Here is a 14,664-nt window from a genome sequence, read left to right as displayed (position 1 = left end):
TGCGTGACCGACCAGCTCGCCGCCCAGTTCGAGGAGAACCGCACCCAGTTGCGCTCCGTCGCGTATCGGATGCTCGGCTCACTCAGTGAAGCCGAGGACGCGGTGCAAGAGGCTTGGCTGCGGTTGAACCGGTCGGATGTGAGCGAGGTGGCGAACCTCGGCGCCTGGCTGACCACGGTTGTGTCGCGGGTGTGCCTGGACATGCTGCGGTCGCGGAAGTCGCGGCGCGAGGATTCGCTCGAGGTGCACGTCCCGGATCCGGTGGTGACCAAGCTGGACCCGGAGGAGGAGGCTGTCCAGTTCGACGCGGTGGGGCTGGCGATGCTCGTCGTCCTCGACACCCTCGCGCCGGCCGAGCGGCTCGCGTTCGTTCTGCACGACATGTTCGGCGTGAGCTTCGACGAGATCGCGGAGATTGTCGACAAGTCTCCCGCCGCCACCCGTCAGCTCGCGAGCCGGGCCCGCCGCCGCGTGCAAGGCGCGCCGACGAGCGACCGTGACCCGGGCCGGCACCGCGAAGTGGTCGACGCGTTCATCGCCGCCTCCCGCAGCGGCGACTTCGAGGCGCTGCTCGCGCTCCTCGACCCGGAGGTCGTCCTCCGCGCCGACGCCGGTACTCCGGCCGACGCGACCGCCAACCCCGCCCACTCCAAGATCGTCCGCGGCGCGCTCGCCGTCGTCGAACAGGCCCTCACCTTCACCAAGATGGCCCCCTACACCCAACCCGCCCTGGTCAACGGCACCCCCGGCATCATCACCGTCGTCAACGGCCGCCTGATGGGCGTCATGCACCTCACCATCACCGCCGGCAAAATCACCCAAATCAACATCCTCGCCGACCACACCCGGCTGTCCACCCTCCCCGCCTGACCGCTCACCACACTCGCCCAGAAAATCTGCGGCGAGTGTGTCAATTTCGGCAGTGCCTCTTCGACGTCCAGGTGAGAGATGGAGACGGCGGAGGGGTTTGGCATGAGTGTGCAGGTGGTTGTTGAGCGCGGGGTTGGGAGCGACGAGGTTGTCGCGGGGTTGTTGGGGTGTGGGTTCAACGGGGAGGTGTATCGGCCGGGGGACGACGAGTACGACGTACTGCGGCGGTCGGTGGTGCCTGGGTTCGAGTCGCGGCCGGTGGTGGTTGTCGAGGCGGGCGGGCGGACCGACGTACAGGCTGCTGTCCGGACTGCGAAGGAGTTCGGCCTGCCGCTCGCAGTCCAGGCGACCGGGCATGGGACGCGGGTGCCGGCGGATGGCGGGATTCTGGTGCGGACGTCCGCGATGACGTCGCTGTTGATCGACAGCGAGCGGATGATCGCGAAGGTCGGCCCGGGGACGCGTTGGGGAGCCGTGATCGACGCGGCCGGGCAGTTCGGGCTGGCGCCGTTGGCGGGGTCGTCGCGGGATGTGGGTGTCACCGGGTACACGCTCGGCGGTGGGGTCGGGTGGCTGGCTCGCAAGTACGGATTCGCGGCCGACAGCGTCGTACGGGCCGAGGTCGTCACCGCCGACGGCCGGGTCGTGATCGCCAGCGCCGACGAGCACCCTGACTTGTTCTGGGCGATCCGTGGTGGCAGCGGCAACTTCGGGATCGTCACGTCGCTGGAGTTCCGGCTGTACCCGGTGCGTCAGGTGCACGCCGGCATCGTGTACTTCGGCTTCGAGCGCGCGGCCGAGATTCTCAAGTTCTACCGCGACTGGACGACCACGATCCCCAACGAGCTGAGCACGGCCATCGTGCTGACCCGCCTCCCTGCAGACGGCCGGCGCGCGATCGCGATCAAGGCCCTGTACGCCGGCGAGGCGGACCTGGCCGAACACATCCTCAAGCCGCTCTTCGAGGTCGCCGGGCCGCGGCTGGCCGGTGAGCTCGCGACGATGCCCTTCGGGGAATCCGCGATGGGCGGTACGCCGGCTCGCTACGTCGACCTCGTCGACGCGCTCCCGGACGACCTGATCGGTCGGCTCACCGACCTCGACGGAGACGACGCACCGACCGTGGAGATCCGGCACTGGGGCGGGGCGATGGCGCACCCGGGTCCCGGTGCTGGCCCGGTCGGCCACCGCGACGCGAAGTACTCGCTGATCATCGACCAAGAGGTGCCGCAGCTGGCCGACGTACTGCGAACCACCGGTCGCACTTTCGTGAACTTCCTCGCCGACCCGGGTCGCACCGCGACGGCGTACGCGGAAGCCGACTATCGCCGGCTACGCGAGATCAAGCGCGCCTACGACCCGGACAACTTCTTCCACCTCAACCACAACATCCGCCCGTAGGACCAGCTCTTACGCGGTGCCCTCGTTGCCGTAGACGGTGACGTGGACGTGGTCGTAGTGGTTCGCGGTGGTGCTGCCGCGGTCCTCCATCGGCCGCCAGCCTTCGCTACTGCGCTGGACCGTCCAGATGTGCTGCTGCCAGATCAGCTGGCTGACGCCCATCTCCGTGCGGTGAGCCTTCAGCCAGTCGGCGATCTCCTGACCCATCGAACCGCTGACCATGATGTCCAGCGCGTGACCGGTGGAGTGCTCGCTGCCGCTGTCGCCGCTGCGCAGGCCGCCGTACTCGGTGACGGAGGGGAAAAGGTGGCAGATCGCGCGGTGCACCCGGATCGCGTCCTGAGTGAGGCCGTCCTCGACACCGGAGCCGGACTTGCAGGCCGCCGCGGAGATCGCGCCGCCGGCCTGCTCGACCGGCTTGGTCGCGGCCAGGTACTGCGCCTTGACCCAGCGGACGGCGCCGTCGCGGACGATCTGCGCCCAGATGCCCTGGACCTGACCGGTGACCGAGACCTTGCTGGCCTTGGGGAGCACGGTGAGCAGGGACTGCCCGGGGGCGGCCCAGACGTTCACGTCGGTGGTCGTGTACTTGCTGCCGGTGATCTTCGGCGGTGCGACCGGCGCGTTTTGGGAGGCGCGGGTCTTGGTGGCGCCCGGCTTCGGGATCGGCGCCTGCTTCTTGAGGTGCTTCGCGACCGGCGTGGTGGGCGCCTGGCTCGGAAGGTTGAGCGTGGGCCGGAGGGCGTCGCGGCTGGTCTGGGTCTCGCGCGCTAGCTGCAGGGACGAGCTGGCGATCGATGCATCGGTCGAGTGAGCCGTCGAGCCACCGTCGGGGAAGGCGACTGCCGACCCGGTGGCCATCATGGCCACTGCCGCACCGGGGATCGCGACCTTCACGATGCCGGGGCGGACAACCTGGCGGCGCGGTTGACGGTGCCGCGCCTGTCTATGCCGTCCTTCAGCCACTGGACCACCCAATCTGCCGAGATCAAAACGTTATCGACCGGAGGAGTCAAGCACAGATCCCGGCAGGTCTCACAACTGGCGAGCAGTTTTAACGGATTACGAACGTCGCGCACGCTCAGCGGTGCCGATTCGACCTGGTTATCACCCGGCGATGACGGCGGACTCACCCAGAGTCACGGTTGCTGAGAGCCAGGATTCAGCTCGTTTCGAGGTGGGCACCAGAGTTGGGTGCCGTCCATTACCGCCCGGACGGCCTGCCTAGAAGGAGGCTCCATGCTCATCCTCGGACTGATCCTGCTGTTGCTGGGATTCCTGCTCGGTGTCCAGATCCTGTGGATACTCGGCATCATCCTGCTGGTGGTCGGTGCAGTGCTGTTCCTGCTCGGCTCCACCGGTCGCCCCGTCGGCGGCAGACGCCACTGGTTCTGATCGTCTGGGATCGCTCGGCAGAGCGGGCAGTACCCCGGGAGCGCTGCTCCGCGGGGTACTGCCCGTTGTGCTGGTTACGATGCGCTGGTGAAGTATCTCGTGCTGATCTACGGGCAGGACTGGACTCCGGAGCAGGCCGCAGCGGGTTTTCGGGACTTGCTGGTCGTGCAGGAGGAGCTGGCTCGCAGCGGTGAGCTCGTCAGCTCGGCAGCACTCGACCTGCCTTCCGGCGGCAAGGTGGTGCAGGTCAGGGAGGGCGTCCAGGTGGTCACCGACGGTCCGTTCGGTGAGAGCAAGGAGCAGTTGGCCGGGTACTTCATGGTCGATGTCGCCGACGACGACCGCGCGCAGCAGGTCGCAGGACTGGTTTCCGCTGTCGTCGGTGACCGGGTGGAACTCCGTGGCACCGTCATCTCCGGCTGACGGCATCACGTGACTGCCTGCGGTTGCCGGTTGGCGACGCGGGTGACGAGCAGGCTCGTACCGATCAGACCCACCGCTACGAAGGCCCAGCAGGCCGCGAAAGCGACTCGATAACCACCGGTCAGTGCCGTCGGCGACGATCCGCTCGTGTTGGCCACAGCGACTGCAGACAGTACGGCGATGCCGAGTGCGCCGCCGATCTGGAAGCACGCGTTCTGCAACCCGGATGCGACGCCGGCGTCCTCACCGGCGACATCGCTCAGCGCAGCGATCGATCCTGCGACGCAACCGGCGCCAAGGCCCGCACCGAAGATCGTGAGTCCCCAGAACGCCAGTTCGAAGTACCCGGAATCCACTGTCAGGCGGCTCATCACCGTCGCGCCGATCCCCGACAACAGCAGCGATCCGGCTGCTACCGGGCGCAGTCCGAGCCGGGTCACCAGGTTCTGCCCAACAATCGATCCGATCACCGCTGTCGCAGCGAGCACGGCGGACATCAGTCCGTATCTCACGGCGGAGATCCCCAACGCCAGTTGCGCGTACTGCGTGTAGATGAAGTTCAACCCGAAGGCGCCGAACCCGAACGCGATCGTGATCAGGTTGCCGCCGACCAGTGCACGTGACCGAAAGATCCGCAGCGGTATCAGGGGAGCTGGCGAGCGCTTCTCCACCTGGACGAACACGGCGAACAGCGCAGCCGACACGACTGCCAGCAAGGTGGTGCGCCCTGCTGACGACACGGGCGCCTGCACCACGGCGTACACGAGAACGATCAGTGCGGCAGTGACCGTCACCGCGCCGGCCACATCGAACCCACGCCGGCCAGGTCCGCGGCTGTCCTTCAGTACGAGTGGAGTCAGTACTGCGACGAGCAGGCAGACCGGGACGTTGATGAAGAAGATCCACTGCCAGCCGAGTCCGTCGGTGACCGGTCCGCCGACCAGCGACCCCGCAGTACCGCCTACTCCGCTGACAGCTCCCCAGATACCCAGGGCCTTGTTCCGCTCGGCTCCGGCCGGGAACGTGTTCATCACAATGGACAGCGCACTAGGAGCCAGTACTGCGGCCGCGATCCCCTGCAGCCCTCTGGCGAACACCAGTGCGTCACCGCTCCACGCGAAGCCGCACAGCAGCGAGGACCCGGCGAACAGCAGCACGCCGGCCAGGAACACGCGGCGTCGGCCCAGTAGGTCGGAGATGCGGCCGCCGAGCAGCAGTAGACCGCCGAACATCAGTGCGTAGCCCGTCGGCACCCACTGCACGCCGCCGGACGAGAAGGTGAGGTCGCGCTCGATCGAGGGCACTGCCACCAGCACGATGGACGCGTCGAGGATGATCATGAACGCGGCCAGACAGAGCAGGGCCAGCGCGAACCAGCGCTTCGGATCGGGCGTGTTCGTCATGGTGTTGGTCCTCCGGTACTACGGGCGCCCGGGCTGGGCGCCTCTTGCCCGGGACGTCGGGCCTACTGGCGGCAACTCGACAAAATTGTCGAGAACGGGCCGGTTGGTTTCGACGTACCGGTGAAGAGGGGGTCACAACGGCCCCTTGCGACCGTCAGGATGGTGACCGTGAAGTACATGCTGCTGATCTACAGCAACGCGGAGAGCTGGGCCGGTCTGTCGGCCGAACAACGCGAGGGGCTGGGCAGGTCGCACCAGGAGCTGACCAGGGAACTCACCGAGCACGGCCTGCTGGTCAGCGCGGCCGGCCTGGCCGACCCGATCACGACCCGGACCGTCTCCGTCCGCGACGACGGCCTGACCACGACGGACGGCCCGTACGCCGAGGCGAAGGAGCACCTGGCCGGGTTCTATCTGGTCGAGTGCGAGACGATCGACGAGGCGATCGGCTATGCGGCGCGGATGCCGGACGCGCAGTACCTTGCGGTCGAAGTACGGCCGGTGATGGAGATGTCGGGACTGGAGATGTGAGCGATTTCGAACTGCTGCTGCGGGAACAGGCGCCGCAGGTCCTGAGTGCGCTGGTCCGGCACTACGGGCACTTCGACCTGGCCGAGGAGGCCGTTCAGGAGGCCCTGCTCGCGGCAGCGCAGCAGTGGCCGGCCGAAGGGGTTCCGGACAATCCCAAGGGCTGGCTGATCCGGGTCGGCTCGCGACGGTTGATGGACCTGCTGCGCAGCGACACCGCCCGCCGCCGGCGCGAGGAGAACGCGGCGAACCTTGCCGCGCCGGAGGAATTCGTTGCCCAAGGCCCGGAAATCGACGACCCCGGTGGTCGCGACGACACGCTCACTTTGCTGTTCCTGTGTTGCCATCCCGCGTTGTCGGCAGCCTCGCAGATCGCGTTGACACTGCGCGCGGTCGGTGGTCTGACGACGGCTCAGATCGCGGCTGCTTTCCTGGTGCCGGAAACGACGATGGCACAGCGGATCAGCCGAGCGAAGCGGAGTATCAAGCAGGCCGGGAGCACCTTCGAGTTGCCGCCCGAGGCAGAGCGCGACGCCCGGATGGGTGCCGTGCTGCACGTGCTGTATCTGATCTTCAATGAGGGCTACACGGCCTCGTCCGGTACTGATCTGCACAGCGCGGAGTTGACGACCGAGGCGATTCGGCTGGTCCGCGGCGTACGCCGGTTGCTGCCCGACGACGGCGAGGTTGCCGGGCTGCTCGCGCTGATGCTGCTGACCGACGCGCGCCGGCCGGCCCGGACCGACGCCGAGGGCGGCCTCATCCCGCTCGCCGATCAGGATCGCTCGCTGTGGAACAAGGAGGCGATCGTCGAAGGCGAGGCGCTCGTCACCGACGCGTTGTCGCGAAGCCAACTCGGCCCGTACCAGGTGCAGGCCGCGATCGCCGCGGTCCACGACACGGCCGAGCGGGCCGAGGACACGGACTGGCCGCAGATCGTCGCGCTCTACCAGGTGCTCGAACAGCTCTCCGACAACCCGATGGTCACCCTCAACCACGCCGTCGCGGTGGCGATGGCAAGAGGTCCGAAGGAGGGCCTTGCCCTTCTCGAGCCGCTCGAGGCCGACGGCCGGCTCGCGGATCATCATCGGCTGGAAGCCGTTCGCGCCCACCTGCTGGAGATGTCCGGTGATCTCGCCGGGGCGCGGGAGAGCTATCTCCTCGCAGCCCGCCGCACCACCAGCGTTCCCGAACGCGCCTACCTCACGGCGAAAGCCGACCGCCTCGGGTCCTGATGACCAGATCGGACCGCTGCCGGACCGGGATGGGTCTGGAACGGAGCGTCCGGACGACGGAACGTAGGGTGCATGACCAATGACTCGATCGACCAGGCCCAACCAATCCTTCCGGCCTCGGTACTCATCGACACGGCGCCGGCGACCGACGTCGCCCCGGGGATCGTTCGACGAGGACTTCCGTCCAGCGGACCGGTTCAGGCCCGGGTGTTCGACCTGGATCCGGGGGTGACCTGGCCGGAGGTGGACGTGCACGACCGGGACGAGTTGATCTACGTGATCTCCGGCGAGCTCCTCGACCACGGCCGGAACTACCCGGCCGGCACCTACCTGCACTACCGGGCCGGTAGCCGGCACCAGCCGCGTACCGAGTCGGGCGTCCGCATTCTCGTCTTCGGCCCTGACGCGGCGTAACAGACGGCCGAGGTCTCCCCGATCCGTGACGGGGCCGCGACCCGCCACCGGGCCGCGACCCCGGATCGCCCGACCGGGGTCGCGGCAGGTGGGCGCGTGTGTCAGGTTTGAGGGGTGGATCTCACCAAGGCCGCCGTCCTTCGGGAACTGCTGACCGGCACCGAACTGGCCGGGCGGACGACCTCGTTCGCGCATTCGCTGCGCAGGTTCACGACGCGCGTCGGCGGGCTGCTGCTGTTCGGGCCGCCCGAGGACGAGCCCTGGCACCTCACGGCTCACCTGGACGACGAACTCCACCGCGCGGGTGTCGACGATGTCCGCCCTTCGCTGGTGCGCTGGTCGCCACCAGCGGACGCGCCGCCGCACCTGGCGATCGGGCTCGACCGCCTCCGTGACTCGGGCCGTGGCGAATCCCTGCTCGTGGTGGCCGAGCAGGCGCCGCCGGACGCGTTGCTCGAGCGGATCGACGACGTACGCCGTCGCGGTACGACGATCTTCAGCATCGCCGGCGGCAGCAAGGACCTGGCCGACCTCAGCCACGAGTCGCTCGTCCCCGAACTCTTGGTGCCCGCGACCTTCGGCTCCGGGTGGGTCAGCCGCCCGATCGGCGAGGATCCGGAGGCGGCGGATCCTGTGGACCATGACGAACCGGATCACGGGCGACACGCAGTACCGGAGGACACCCTGACTGCGCTGCGCGACGCCGTCGCGGGTTTCGAGATGACCCAGCACCTGGTCAGCCTCGCCGTCGCCGACGACGACATCACTCAGTCCGCCTGGCGCCGTCGCCTCCGCACCTTCATAGAACGCCTCGGCGGCGAGCCTGCCTGATCTGGTGCTACCCGCACTCTCCGTCATGGTGATCGCCTCTCCTTTGTCTGTGGATGAAGATGTTCCTTCTATAGTTGGAGAAATCGGCCTTGCCGGTTTGGCGTCGTCCGCTCACGCACTGTAGTATCGAACACATGTTCGAAGCAAATCTGGAAGCCCTCGATGCTCGGGAGACGCTCGCCGCGGCGGCGCGTCTCCAGGAGCAGCGCGACCAGATCGACGTCGAGCTGATCGAACACGCTCTGCACTTCGCCGACCTCCACCCCGACCCAGCAACAGTTGCCGGTCACACGTCGCCGCTGCCCGGCGGGGAGCGCGGCAAGGTTTACGGTGGTCCGGGTTGTCCAGGAGTGGCTGAGTTCGCGCCCGCGGAGTTCGGTGCGGTGACCGGCCGCGGCAAGGTCGCCGCCGCGCATTACATCGGCCAGGCGCTGGCTTTGCGTCATCGGCTGCCGGAGACCTGGGAGCAGGTTCGCAACGGCCATGCCGTCGAATGGAAGGCCCGCCAAATTGCCACCGCGTGTTTGTCGCTGTCCGAAGCTGCTGCAGCGATCGTCGACCGGCGGGTCGCGCACATCGTGGACACGGTGACGCCGTTGCGGCTGGAACGCATCGTCCAGGCTGCGAAGTGGCAGGCCGACCCAGAAGCCGCCCGGGCGGAAGCCGAGAAGAAGGCCTGTGAACGCGGAGTCTGGGTCGGCCGCACCGACGATCACGGCACGACTGTCCTGTTCGTCCGGGCCCCTACCGGCGGCGTGATCCGGTTGAACGCCACCATCGGCCAGATCGCCGACGCCCTGGCGGTCCTCGGTGACACCGACCCCATCGACCAGCGCCGCGCCAAAGCTGTCGGCATCGTGGCCGATCCGGCGCTGGCCCACGAGCTCCTTCAAGTAGCCCAGCACTTGGCTCGCGCCAACACAGCGCCTACTCCCGCTCCTGCATCTGATGTTCCTGACGGCTCGCCAGGCTCAAACGTGCCACAGGATGACTGGATGCCCGGACCGGCATCGGACAATGCCGGGGCAGCGGCGCAGACCAAGGCCCCAGAGCAGACCAAGGCCCCGGCGCAGACCAAGCCCCCGGCAAGAGACCGTGAGGTAGTCGAGACCGCGGATGCCGACGCCACCACATGCGAACCGGTGACCATGGCAGACCCGACCGTCGCCGTTACGGACTCCGGTCGCCAGATGGATGACGCCGCGCACCGCGAGCTCGCCGGGAAGGTGGCTGCGATCAAGCAAGCCAGCCATCGCGACGGGATCGGCGCGGGCAGTCGGCCGGCCCGAACGGTTCTGTATGTCCACCTCACCGACCAGACTCTGTACGCCGAAGAGGGAGTGGCCCGTGTCGAAGGCTTCGGCCCCGCACTCGTCACGCGGCTGAGTGAACTTCTCGGCCACGATCGGATCGTGGTTCAGCCGGTCATCGATCTCAATGACGACACCATCAGCGTCGATGCCTACGAGATTCCGCATCGGATGCGAGAACGCATCAAGCTCAGGTACCCGGTCGAACAATTCCCTTACGGGACCGCCGAGACCGGGATCAATACCGACCTCGACCACATCACGCCCTACGCGAAAGACGGCCCACCGGGCCAGACCAACACGAGTAATCTCGCTCCGCTAGGGCGACTCAGCCACCGCATCAAGACGTACGGCGGCTGGACTGCGACGCGCCTCGACGGCGACACCCTGGAATGGACCACGCGGTACGGATTCAAACTCCACGTGACCCACCGCGGCACCTATCTCCTGCATGACAAGCCTGCCGGTTCCCTGCATGACAAGCCTGCCGGTCTCCTGCGCGACAAGCCTGCCGCGCCCGATCGTCACCTACCGAACGGGTGACAGTCGGCGGTACGGCGTACGTGCGTCGTCAGTCGGTCAGGAAGAGGGCGGCGAGGCGGGGGAAGCGGTCTCGGAGTTCGTCGGTGTCGTCGAAGTCGAAGTTCTGACCGGCCGGTACGTCGGGGACCTCGGTGCCGACGGCTTCCCAGTAGCCGGCCTCGCTGCCGGTCGCCGACTCATAGGCGCCCACGGCGACGCCGAGCATCCCCTCGCCGTCGAAGCCTTCGAACTCCTCGCCGAGATCCTCGTCGACCACATCGGCCAGCGAGTCCGGATCGGCCAGTGCCGCCTCCCAGACCTCCTGCCCCTGCGCGACCAGCCAGCCGCGGAAGTAGTCGAACCCGTCGTCGGAGGCGCCCCCATTGATCAGGTACGCCGCACCCCACAGATCCCACCGATAGGCCTCAGCCTGCAGGCGCTCGAACTCCGCCCCGAAGCCGACGATCTCGTCGGCCGGCAACTTGCCGAGCGCGTCACCCAACGCGTCCGCGACTCCGTCCGGATCCGCGACCGTGTCGTCGACCTCCGCACGCGCCGCCTCCACCAACTCCCAGAACCTTTGACCATCCACCCCCAAATCGTGGCACGACACCAGCCCCCACAGGAACCGCTCCAGCCAATTGACCTACGATCCACCGTCGGCGGAGGCGGAAACTCCGTCGGTTCCGGGGTCGGAAGACGCGTCGCTGACCTCCGTGGGTTCCTGCTCAACCGAACTCGCCTCGGATTCACCGGCTTCCAAGAGGTCGTCTCCGAGAGAAGACTGGGCCGCCGGCTCCTGCCCGTCCTGGGAGGACAGCGCAGTCGACACCAACGACGGCCGTTCCTCGGGCAGCTCCGGTGCTTCCCGCAGTCGCGGCGGTGCCGCAGTCCAAGCCCGGATGTCCTGCAGGACATCGCGGTAGAACGCATTGATCGCGTTTTCCACCGAGTCGATGAACGAGCCCCGCCCTCTTCCCCGCTTGGTCCCCAGTGGGGATCCGAGCGCAACTCGGAACGACCGCAGTTCTTTCTGGGGGTCCTCGATCAGCAGAGCCGGGTTTTCGCGAACATTCTTCAGAAGCTCAGCGGTGCCGGGTCCACGGGAGTGCAGGCTGAAAGCTTCGAGCCGTACCGAGTCGGGCGCATGCCGAAGCTGACGTACCAGCCAATTGACCCTGGTGGTCGGACGACCTTCTCTGGGTGCGGCGACGTCTGCGTGACAGGTGACCTGCCCGGCTCGGAGATCCGCTGTGATCACCAACGGCCCGATCGCGTTCGGAATGCTGATCGAGCCCTGCATCGTGCCGGTCGTGCACATCGATTGGACGAGCGCCTGCGAACGGAGTGCCGGTTCCGCGAGTTCCTTCCTGGTGAGCGACGGTGTGACGTCGTCGCCGAGCTGTCGCCCCAGCTGGAGGCTGACGTAGCGCAGCAAAGCGTCGAACCGTGCCGCAACCTCAGGAGCGCACTTGTCTCCCGGCCGGAGCGTGCCTGCCGCAACGGCTTCCCGAGTCGTCACCCACGAGGCGCCCATGTCGTCGAACTGCAAGGCTCCTGAGCGCGGGTGTTCGAGATAGCGGATCAGTTCGCCCAGGATCCAGGCCTGATCCGGGTCTGCCACTCCTCGGTGTTCCTTCTGCAACACCGCTTCGGCGAGCACCATCGACCACGACCAATGATGCAGAGCGACGCGCTTCAGTTTCCGCTTGTCGACCTTGGTGGGATGCAGGCCGGCGACCGCGGGGATCTCGTTCGAGATCGTGATCACCGCATCGAACTCCCGTTCCCGGGCGATGTCGAGATAGGACTCGAGTTGCTCGGTCGCCAGTTCGTTGACGCCGGTCTTGACCTCGACCAGGGCCGTCCACTCCTTCTGGCCCCGCCGGGCGCGGATCAGCCCGTCGGGATAGAGCCGTCGCTCACCGAGTTCGAACGGCACCTCGATGAACGTCTCCAACGCGCCCGCCGGCGCTCCGAGCGGCTGGGTCAGGACCCGTCCGAACTCGCGAACCGACGACATCACGGCGAGCAGGGCCGAGGTTGCTCGCCGCTCCTGTTCGTCCGCGCCGTTGATTCCCGAGGTCGGGATGAGCCGTGCCTGATGCCAGGTTTCCTCTGCCATTGACTGATGCCCCCCACAGGCTGACGTTTGCCGCGGGGGGTCACCAGGCTTCGTCGAGGGTGGTTCGGGTTTCTGGGGGGAGGGTTAGGCGGGCGCCGGAGAGGGCGGTGGAGAGGTAGGTGGGGGTGCTCATGCCGACGATGGGGATGATGGAGGGCGTGCCGCCGATGAGCCAGGCGAGGACTACTTCGCTGCGGGTGACGCCGAGGTCGGCGGCGGCTTTGGCGAGGGCGTCGAGGCGGCGCGTCGTACCGGGGTGGTCGAAGGCCTGGTGGAGCGGGCGGTCGGCGCGTTCGTAGCCGCCGGACATCAGCGGGCTGTAGGCGAACAGGTCCTGCTCCGGGTTGCGGTCGGCGTAGTCGAGGACCTCGTCGGTGATCCAGCCGAAGCGGTGGTCGTGGGCCTGGTTGCGGACGAAGGGGCGCGGCTGCAGGTACGAGTACCGCAGTTGCAGGGCGGTCGGCCCCATTACGCCCTGCTGCAGCGCCAAGCCGCGAGCCCGTTCCACGCGCCAGAGTGCGTAGTTCGAGAGCCCGATCCGTCCAACAGTGCCCGCGGCAGCGTGCTTGCCGAAAGCGGCAACTGTCTCTTCCAAGGGTGTGTTCAGATCATCGCGATGCGCCCAGTAGAGATCGATGTGGTCTGTCTGCAGTCGACGCAGCGAGGTCTCCACAGCAGCGTCGATCGCCTTACCGGTAAGGCCTTCGGTGTGCTCAGGAAAGCTGCCCGGCCACAACGGTTCACAGCCCACCTTGGTGGCGAGCTTGACGCGATCCCGTACGCCGGGGCGTTGCGCGAACCACCGTCCGAGCAGTTCCTCGCTCTGTCCGCCGTGACCGCTCGGGTCCTGCCAGAAGGCGTAGCAGTTCGCGGTGTCGATCCAGGTGCCGCCCGCGTCGACGTACGCGTCGAGCAGGTCGAAGGAGGTCTTCTCGTCGATCCGGGTGCCGAATTCCATCGCGCCGAGGGCGATACGTAGCTCAGTCATGCCCACCACCTTCTGACCTGGAGCGCGCTCCAGGTCAAGTTTCAGCTGGGTGAGTTGCCGCGAGTCGACGTACGGACCACGAGTTCGGGCGTGAAGGTCACCCGCTGGTGCTCGTGATCAGGATTGCTGGACTCGTCGAGCAGCAGCTCCGCCGCCGTATGACCGAGCAGCTGGCGAGGTTGCCGCACCGACGTCAGCGGTACGGCGGCGGCCGCGGCGAACTCGATGTCGTCGTACCCGACGATCGCCAGGTCTTCCGGCACCCGCAGCCCGAGGCTCACGCATTGTTGCAGCAATCCCAACGCCAGCAGGTCGTTCGCGCAGAAGGCGGCGGTGGGGCGGCGTGCGGCCGGCAGTCCGGCAAGTCGTTGCCCAGCGCCCCTACCTTCGGCGACGGTGAGGGCGCCGGTGACCAGGTCGATCAGGTCTTCGGCCGGTCGGCCGGCCCGCTCCATCGCTCGCCGGGCACCCGCGCGGCGGTCCGTCACCTGGCCGATGTTGTTCGGGCCGCCGACGAAGGCGATCCGCTCGTGGCCGAGTTCGAGCAGGTGGCTGAGCGCGACCTCGCCGCCGAAGACGTCGTCGACCGCGACCGAGCAGTGCTCGCCGTCGTCGATCGCGCGGTCGACCACGACCACCGGCGTACCGCGGGCCGGCAGCTGGCTGAGTCTGGGTGAATCGGGATCGACCGGGGTGATCAGCACGCCCTGCACTCGTTGCTGCTCGAGCAGATCCAGATAGTCGGCTTCGCGGCGCGCGTCCTCGTTGCTGTTGCACAGGAAGACCGACAGCCCGGCCTCGCGGGCCGCCTCCTCGACGCCGCGGGCGACGTCGGTGAAGAACGGGTTGCCCGCGTCGAGCATCAGGTAGGCGAAGATCCGGCTGCTGCCGGCGCGCAGTTGCCGGGCCGATTCGTTCCGGACGAAGCCGAGACTGAGCATCGCCGCCTCGACCTTGGCGCGGGTGGCCGCGCTGACCATCTCGGGCCGGTTCAGCACGTTGGAGACCGTGCCGAGCGAGACTCCCGCGGCCGCCGCGACCTCCTTGACCCCGGCGGCGGCGCGCGTCGGGCGGGCCCGGTCCGCTGTGCCGCTCGGTGTCATTCGACCTCCCGCGTTTGAAACGTGATAGCTGACGCAGCCTACCCGTAACCGGCCGCTCTGCTCAGCCCATCCGGCGAATCGATCGCCGCTGCCTCTTGACGGCTACCCGGGCGCCA

At 67.7% G+C, this 14,664-nt stretch carries 15 protein-coding genes; 9 read left to right on the top strand and 6 right to left on the bottom strand.

Annotated elements, in window-relative coordinates; all coding sequences use genetic code 11:
• The first annotated feature begins 3 nt into the window (after positions 1–3).
• Together sigJ and DIZ26_RS15940 are read left to right on the top strand one after the other, a co-directional pair.
• Entirely contained in the window at positions 4–870 is an 867-nt protein-coding gene (sigJ, locus tag DIZ26_RS15945; protein ID WP_112241934.1) for an RNA polymerase sigma factor SigJ, read from the top strand.
• A gap of 102 nt (positions 871–972) precedes the next feature.
• Complete coding sequence (locus tag DIZ26_RS15940) at positions 973–2,271, top strand: FAD-binding oxidoreductase (protein ID WP_112241932.1); 1,299 nt, start codon at positions 973–975, stop codon at positions 2,269–2,271.
• A gap of 9 nt (positions 2,272–2,280) precedes the next feature.
• Here DIZ26_RS15940 and DIZ26_RS15935 read toward each other — a convergent pair whose 3' ends face one another.
• Positions 2,281–3,135 carry an SH3 domain-containing protein gene (locus DIZ26_RS15935; protein ID WP_112242182.1) on the bottom strand — a complete coding sequence of 285 codons (855 nt, stop codon included), beginning with the start codon at positions 3,133–3,135 and terminating at the stop codon, positions 2,281–2,283.
• 375 nt (positions 3,136–3,510) lie between these two features.
• On the opposite strand from DIZ26_RS15935, the gene DIZ26_RS37875 reads away from it, so the two are divergent.
• Positions 3,511–3,666 (top strand): DUF6131 family protein, encoded by a 156-nt coding sequence (locus DIZ26_RS37875; protein WP_166678604.1) that lies wholly within the window; start codon positions 3,511–3,513, stop codon positions 3,664–3,666.
• A gap of 87 nt (positions 3,667–3,753) precedes the next feature.
• Entirely contained in the window at positions 3,754–4,089 is a 336-nt protein-coding gene (locus DIZ26_RS15930; protein ID WP_112241930.1) for a YciI family protein, read from the top strand.
• Between the two features lie 5 nt (positions 4,090–4,094).
• Here DIZ26_RS15930 and DIZ26_RS15925 read toward each other — a convergent pair whose 3' ends face one another.
• On the bottom strand, positions 4,095–5,492 hold the full coding sequence (locus tag DIZ26_RS15925) for an MFS transporter (RefSeq protein ID WP_112241928.1): 1,398 nt from the start codon (positions 5,490–5,492) through the stop codon (positions 4,095–4,097).
• Positions 5,493–5,669: 177 nt separating this feature from the next.
• Between DIZ26_RS15925 and DIZ26_RS15920 the strand changes: the two genes are divergently transcribed.
• From DIZ26_RS15920 to DIZ26_RS15900, 5 genes are all read left to right on the top strand, one after another.
• Complete coding sequence (locus DIZ26_RS15920; protein WP_232828383.1) at positions 5,670–6,023, top strand: YciI family protein; 354 nt, start codon at positions 5,670–5,672, stop codon at positions 6,021–6,023.
• On the top strand, positions 6,020–7,255 hold the full coding sequence (locus DIZ26_RS15915) for an RNA polymerase sigma factor (protein WP_112241926.1): 1,236 nt from the start codon (positions 6,020–6,022) through the stop codon (positions 7,253–7,255). Before DIZ26_RS15920 ends, DIZ26_RS15915 begins: the two co-directional genes overlap by 4 nt.
• Positions 7,256–7,327: 72 nt before the next feature.
• Positions 7,328–7,669: a cupin domain-containing protein gene (locus tag DIZ26_RS15910; RefSeq protein WP_112241924.1), complete on the top strand. Its 342-nt coding sequence runs from the start codon at positions 7,328–7,330 to the stop codon at positions 7,667–7,669.
• A 114-nt stretch (positions 7,670–7,783) separates the two neighbouring features.
• Positions 7,784–8,500: a hypothetical protein gene (locus tag DIZ26_RS15905; protein WP_112241922.1), complete on the top strand. Its 717-nt coding sequence runs from the start codon at positions 7,784–7,786 to the stop codon at positions 8,498–8,500.
• Positions 8,501–8,574: 74 nt separating this feature from the next.
• Positions 8,575–10,353 (top strand): hypothetical protein, encoded by a 1,779-nt coding sequence (locus DIZ26_RS15900; RefSeq protein ID WP_157979733.1) that lies wholly within the window; start codon positions 8,575–8,577, stop codon positions 10,351–10,353.
• A 28-nt stretch (positions 10,354–10,381) separates the two neighbouring features.
• Here DIZ26_RS15900 and DIZ26_RS15895 read toward each other — a convergent pair whose 3' ends face one another.
• The 4 genes from DIZ26_RS15895 to DIZ26_RS15880 are packed head-to-tail and all read right to left on the bottom strand — an operon-like array spanning position 10,382 to position 14,548.
• On the bottom strand, positions 10,382–10,924 hold the full coding sequence (locus tag DIZ26_RS15895) for a DUF4240 domain-containing protein (RefSeq protein ID WP_112241918.1): 543 nt from the start codon (positions 10,922–10,924) through the stop codon (positions 10,382–10,384).
• Between the two features lie 54 nt (positions 10,925–10,978).
• A complete protein-coding gene (locus DIZ26_RS15890) occupies positions 10,979–12,457 on the bottom strand; it encodes a hypothetical protein (protein WP_198676115.1) in 1,479 nt (492 codons plus the stop codon).
• 40 nt (positions 12,458–12,497) lie between these two features.
• Positions 12,498–13,445, bottom strand: coding sequence for an aldo/keto reductase (locus tag DIZ26_RS15885; RefSeq protein ID WP_112241916.1), 948 nt, complete (start codon positions 13,443–13,445; stop codon positions 12,498–12,500).
• Between the two features lie 41 nt (positions 13,446–13,486).
• Entirely contained in the window at positions 13,487–14,548 is a 1,062-nt protein-coding gene (locus DIZ26_RS15880; protein ID WP_112241914.1) for a LacI family DNA-binding transcriptional regulator, read from the bottom strand.
• Between the last annotated feature and the right edge of the window lie 116 nt (positions 14,549–14,664).

The organism is Kribbella monticola (assembly GCF_003261635.1).
GTDB lineage: Bacteria > Actinomycetota > Actinomycetes > Propionibacteriales > Kribbellaceae > Kribbella > Kribbella monticola.
The sequence above is the reverse complement of the archived record's forward strand: the minus strand, read 5'-3'. Positions and strand labels throughout refer to the sequence as shown.

Excerpts from the sequence above, each read along its gene's own strand:
- DIZ26_RS15920 (WP_232828383.1), top strand. The coding sequence starts at position 5,670 with ATGCTGCTGATCTACAGCAACGCGGAGAGCTGGGCCGGTCTGTCGGCC.
- DIZ26_RS15885 (WP_112241916.1), bottom strand. The coding sequence starts at position 13,445 with ATGACTGAGCTACGTATCGCCCTCGGCGCGATGGAATTCGGCACCCGG.
- DIZ26_RS15910 (WP_112241924.1), top strand. The coding sequence starts at position 7,328 with ATGACCAATGACTCGATCGACCAGGCCCAACCAATCCTTCCGGCCTCG.
- DIZ26_RS15935 (WP_112242182.1), bottom strand. The coding sequence starts at position 3,135 with ATGATGGCCACCGGGTCGGCAGTCGCCTTCCCCGACGGTGGCTCGACG.
- DIZ26_RS15880 (WP_112241914.1), bottom strand. The coding sequence starts at position 14,548 with ATGACACCGAGCGGCACAGCGGACCGGGCCCGCCCGACGCGCGCCGCC.
- DIZ26_RS37875 (WP_166678604.1), top strand. The coding sequence starts at position 3,511 with ATGCTCATCCTCGGACTGATCCTGCTGTTGCTGGGATTCCTGCTCGGT.
- DIZ26_RS15940 (WP_112241932.1), top strand. The coding sequence starts at position 973 with ATGAGTGTGCAGGTGGTTGTTGAGCGCGGGGTTGGGAGCGACGAGGTT.
- DIZ26_RS15925 (WP_112241928.1), bottom strand. The coding sequence starts at position 5,492 with ATGACGAACACGCCCGATCCGAAGCGCTGGTTCGCGCTGGCCCTGCTC.
- DIZ26_RS15890 (WP_198676115.1), bottom strand. The coding sequence starts at position 12,457 with ATGGCAGAGGAAACCTGGCATCAGGCACGGCTCATCCCGACCTCGGGA.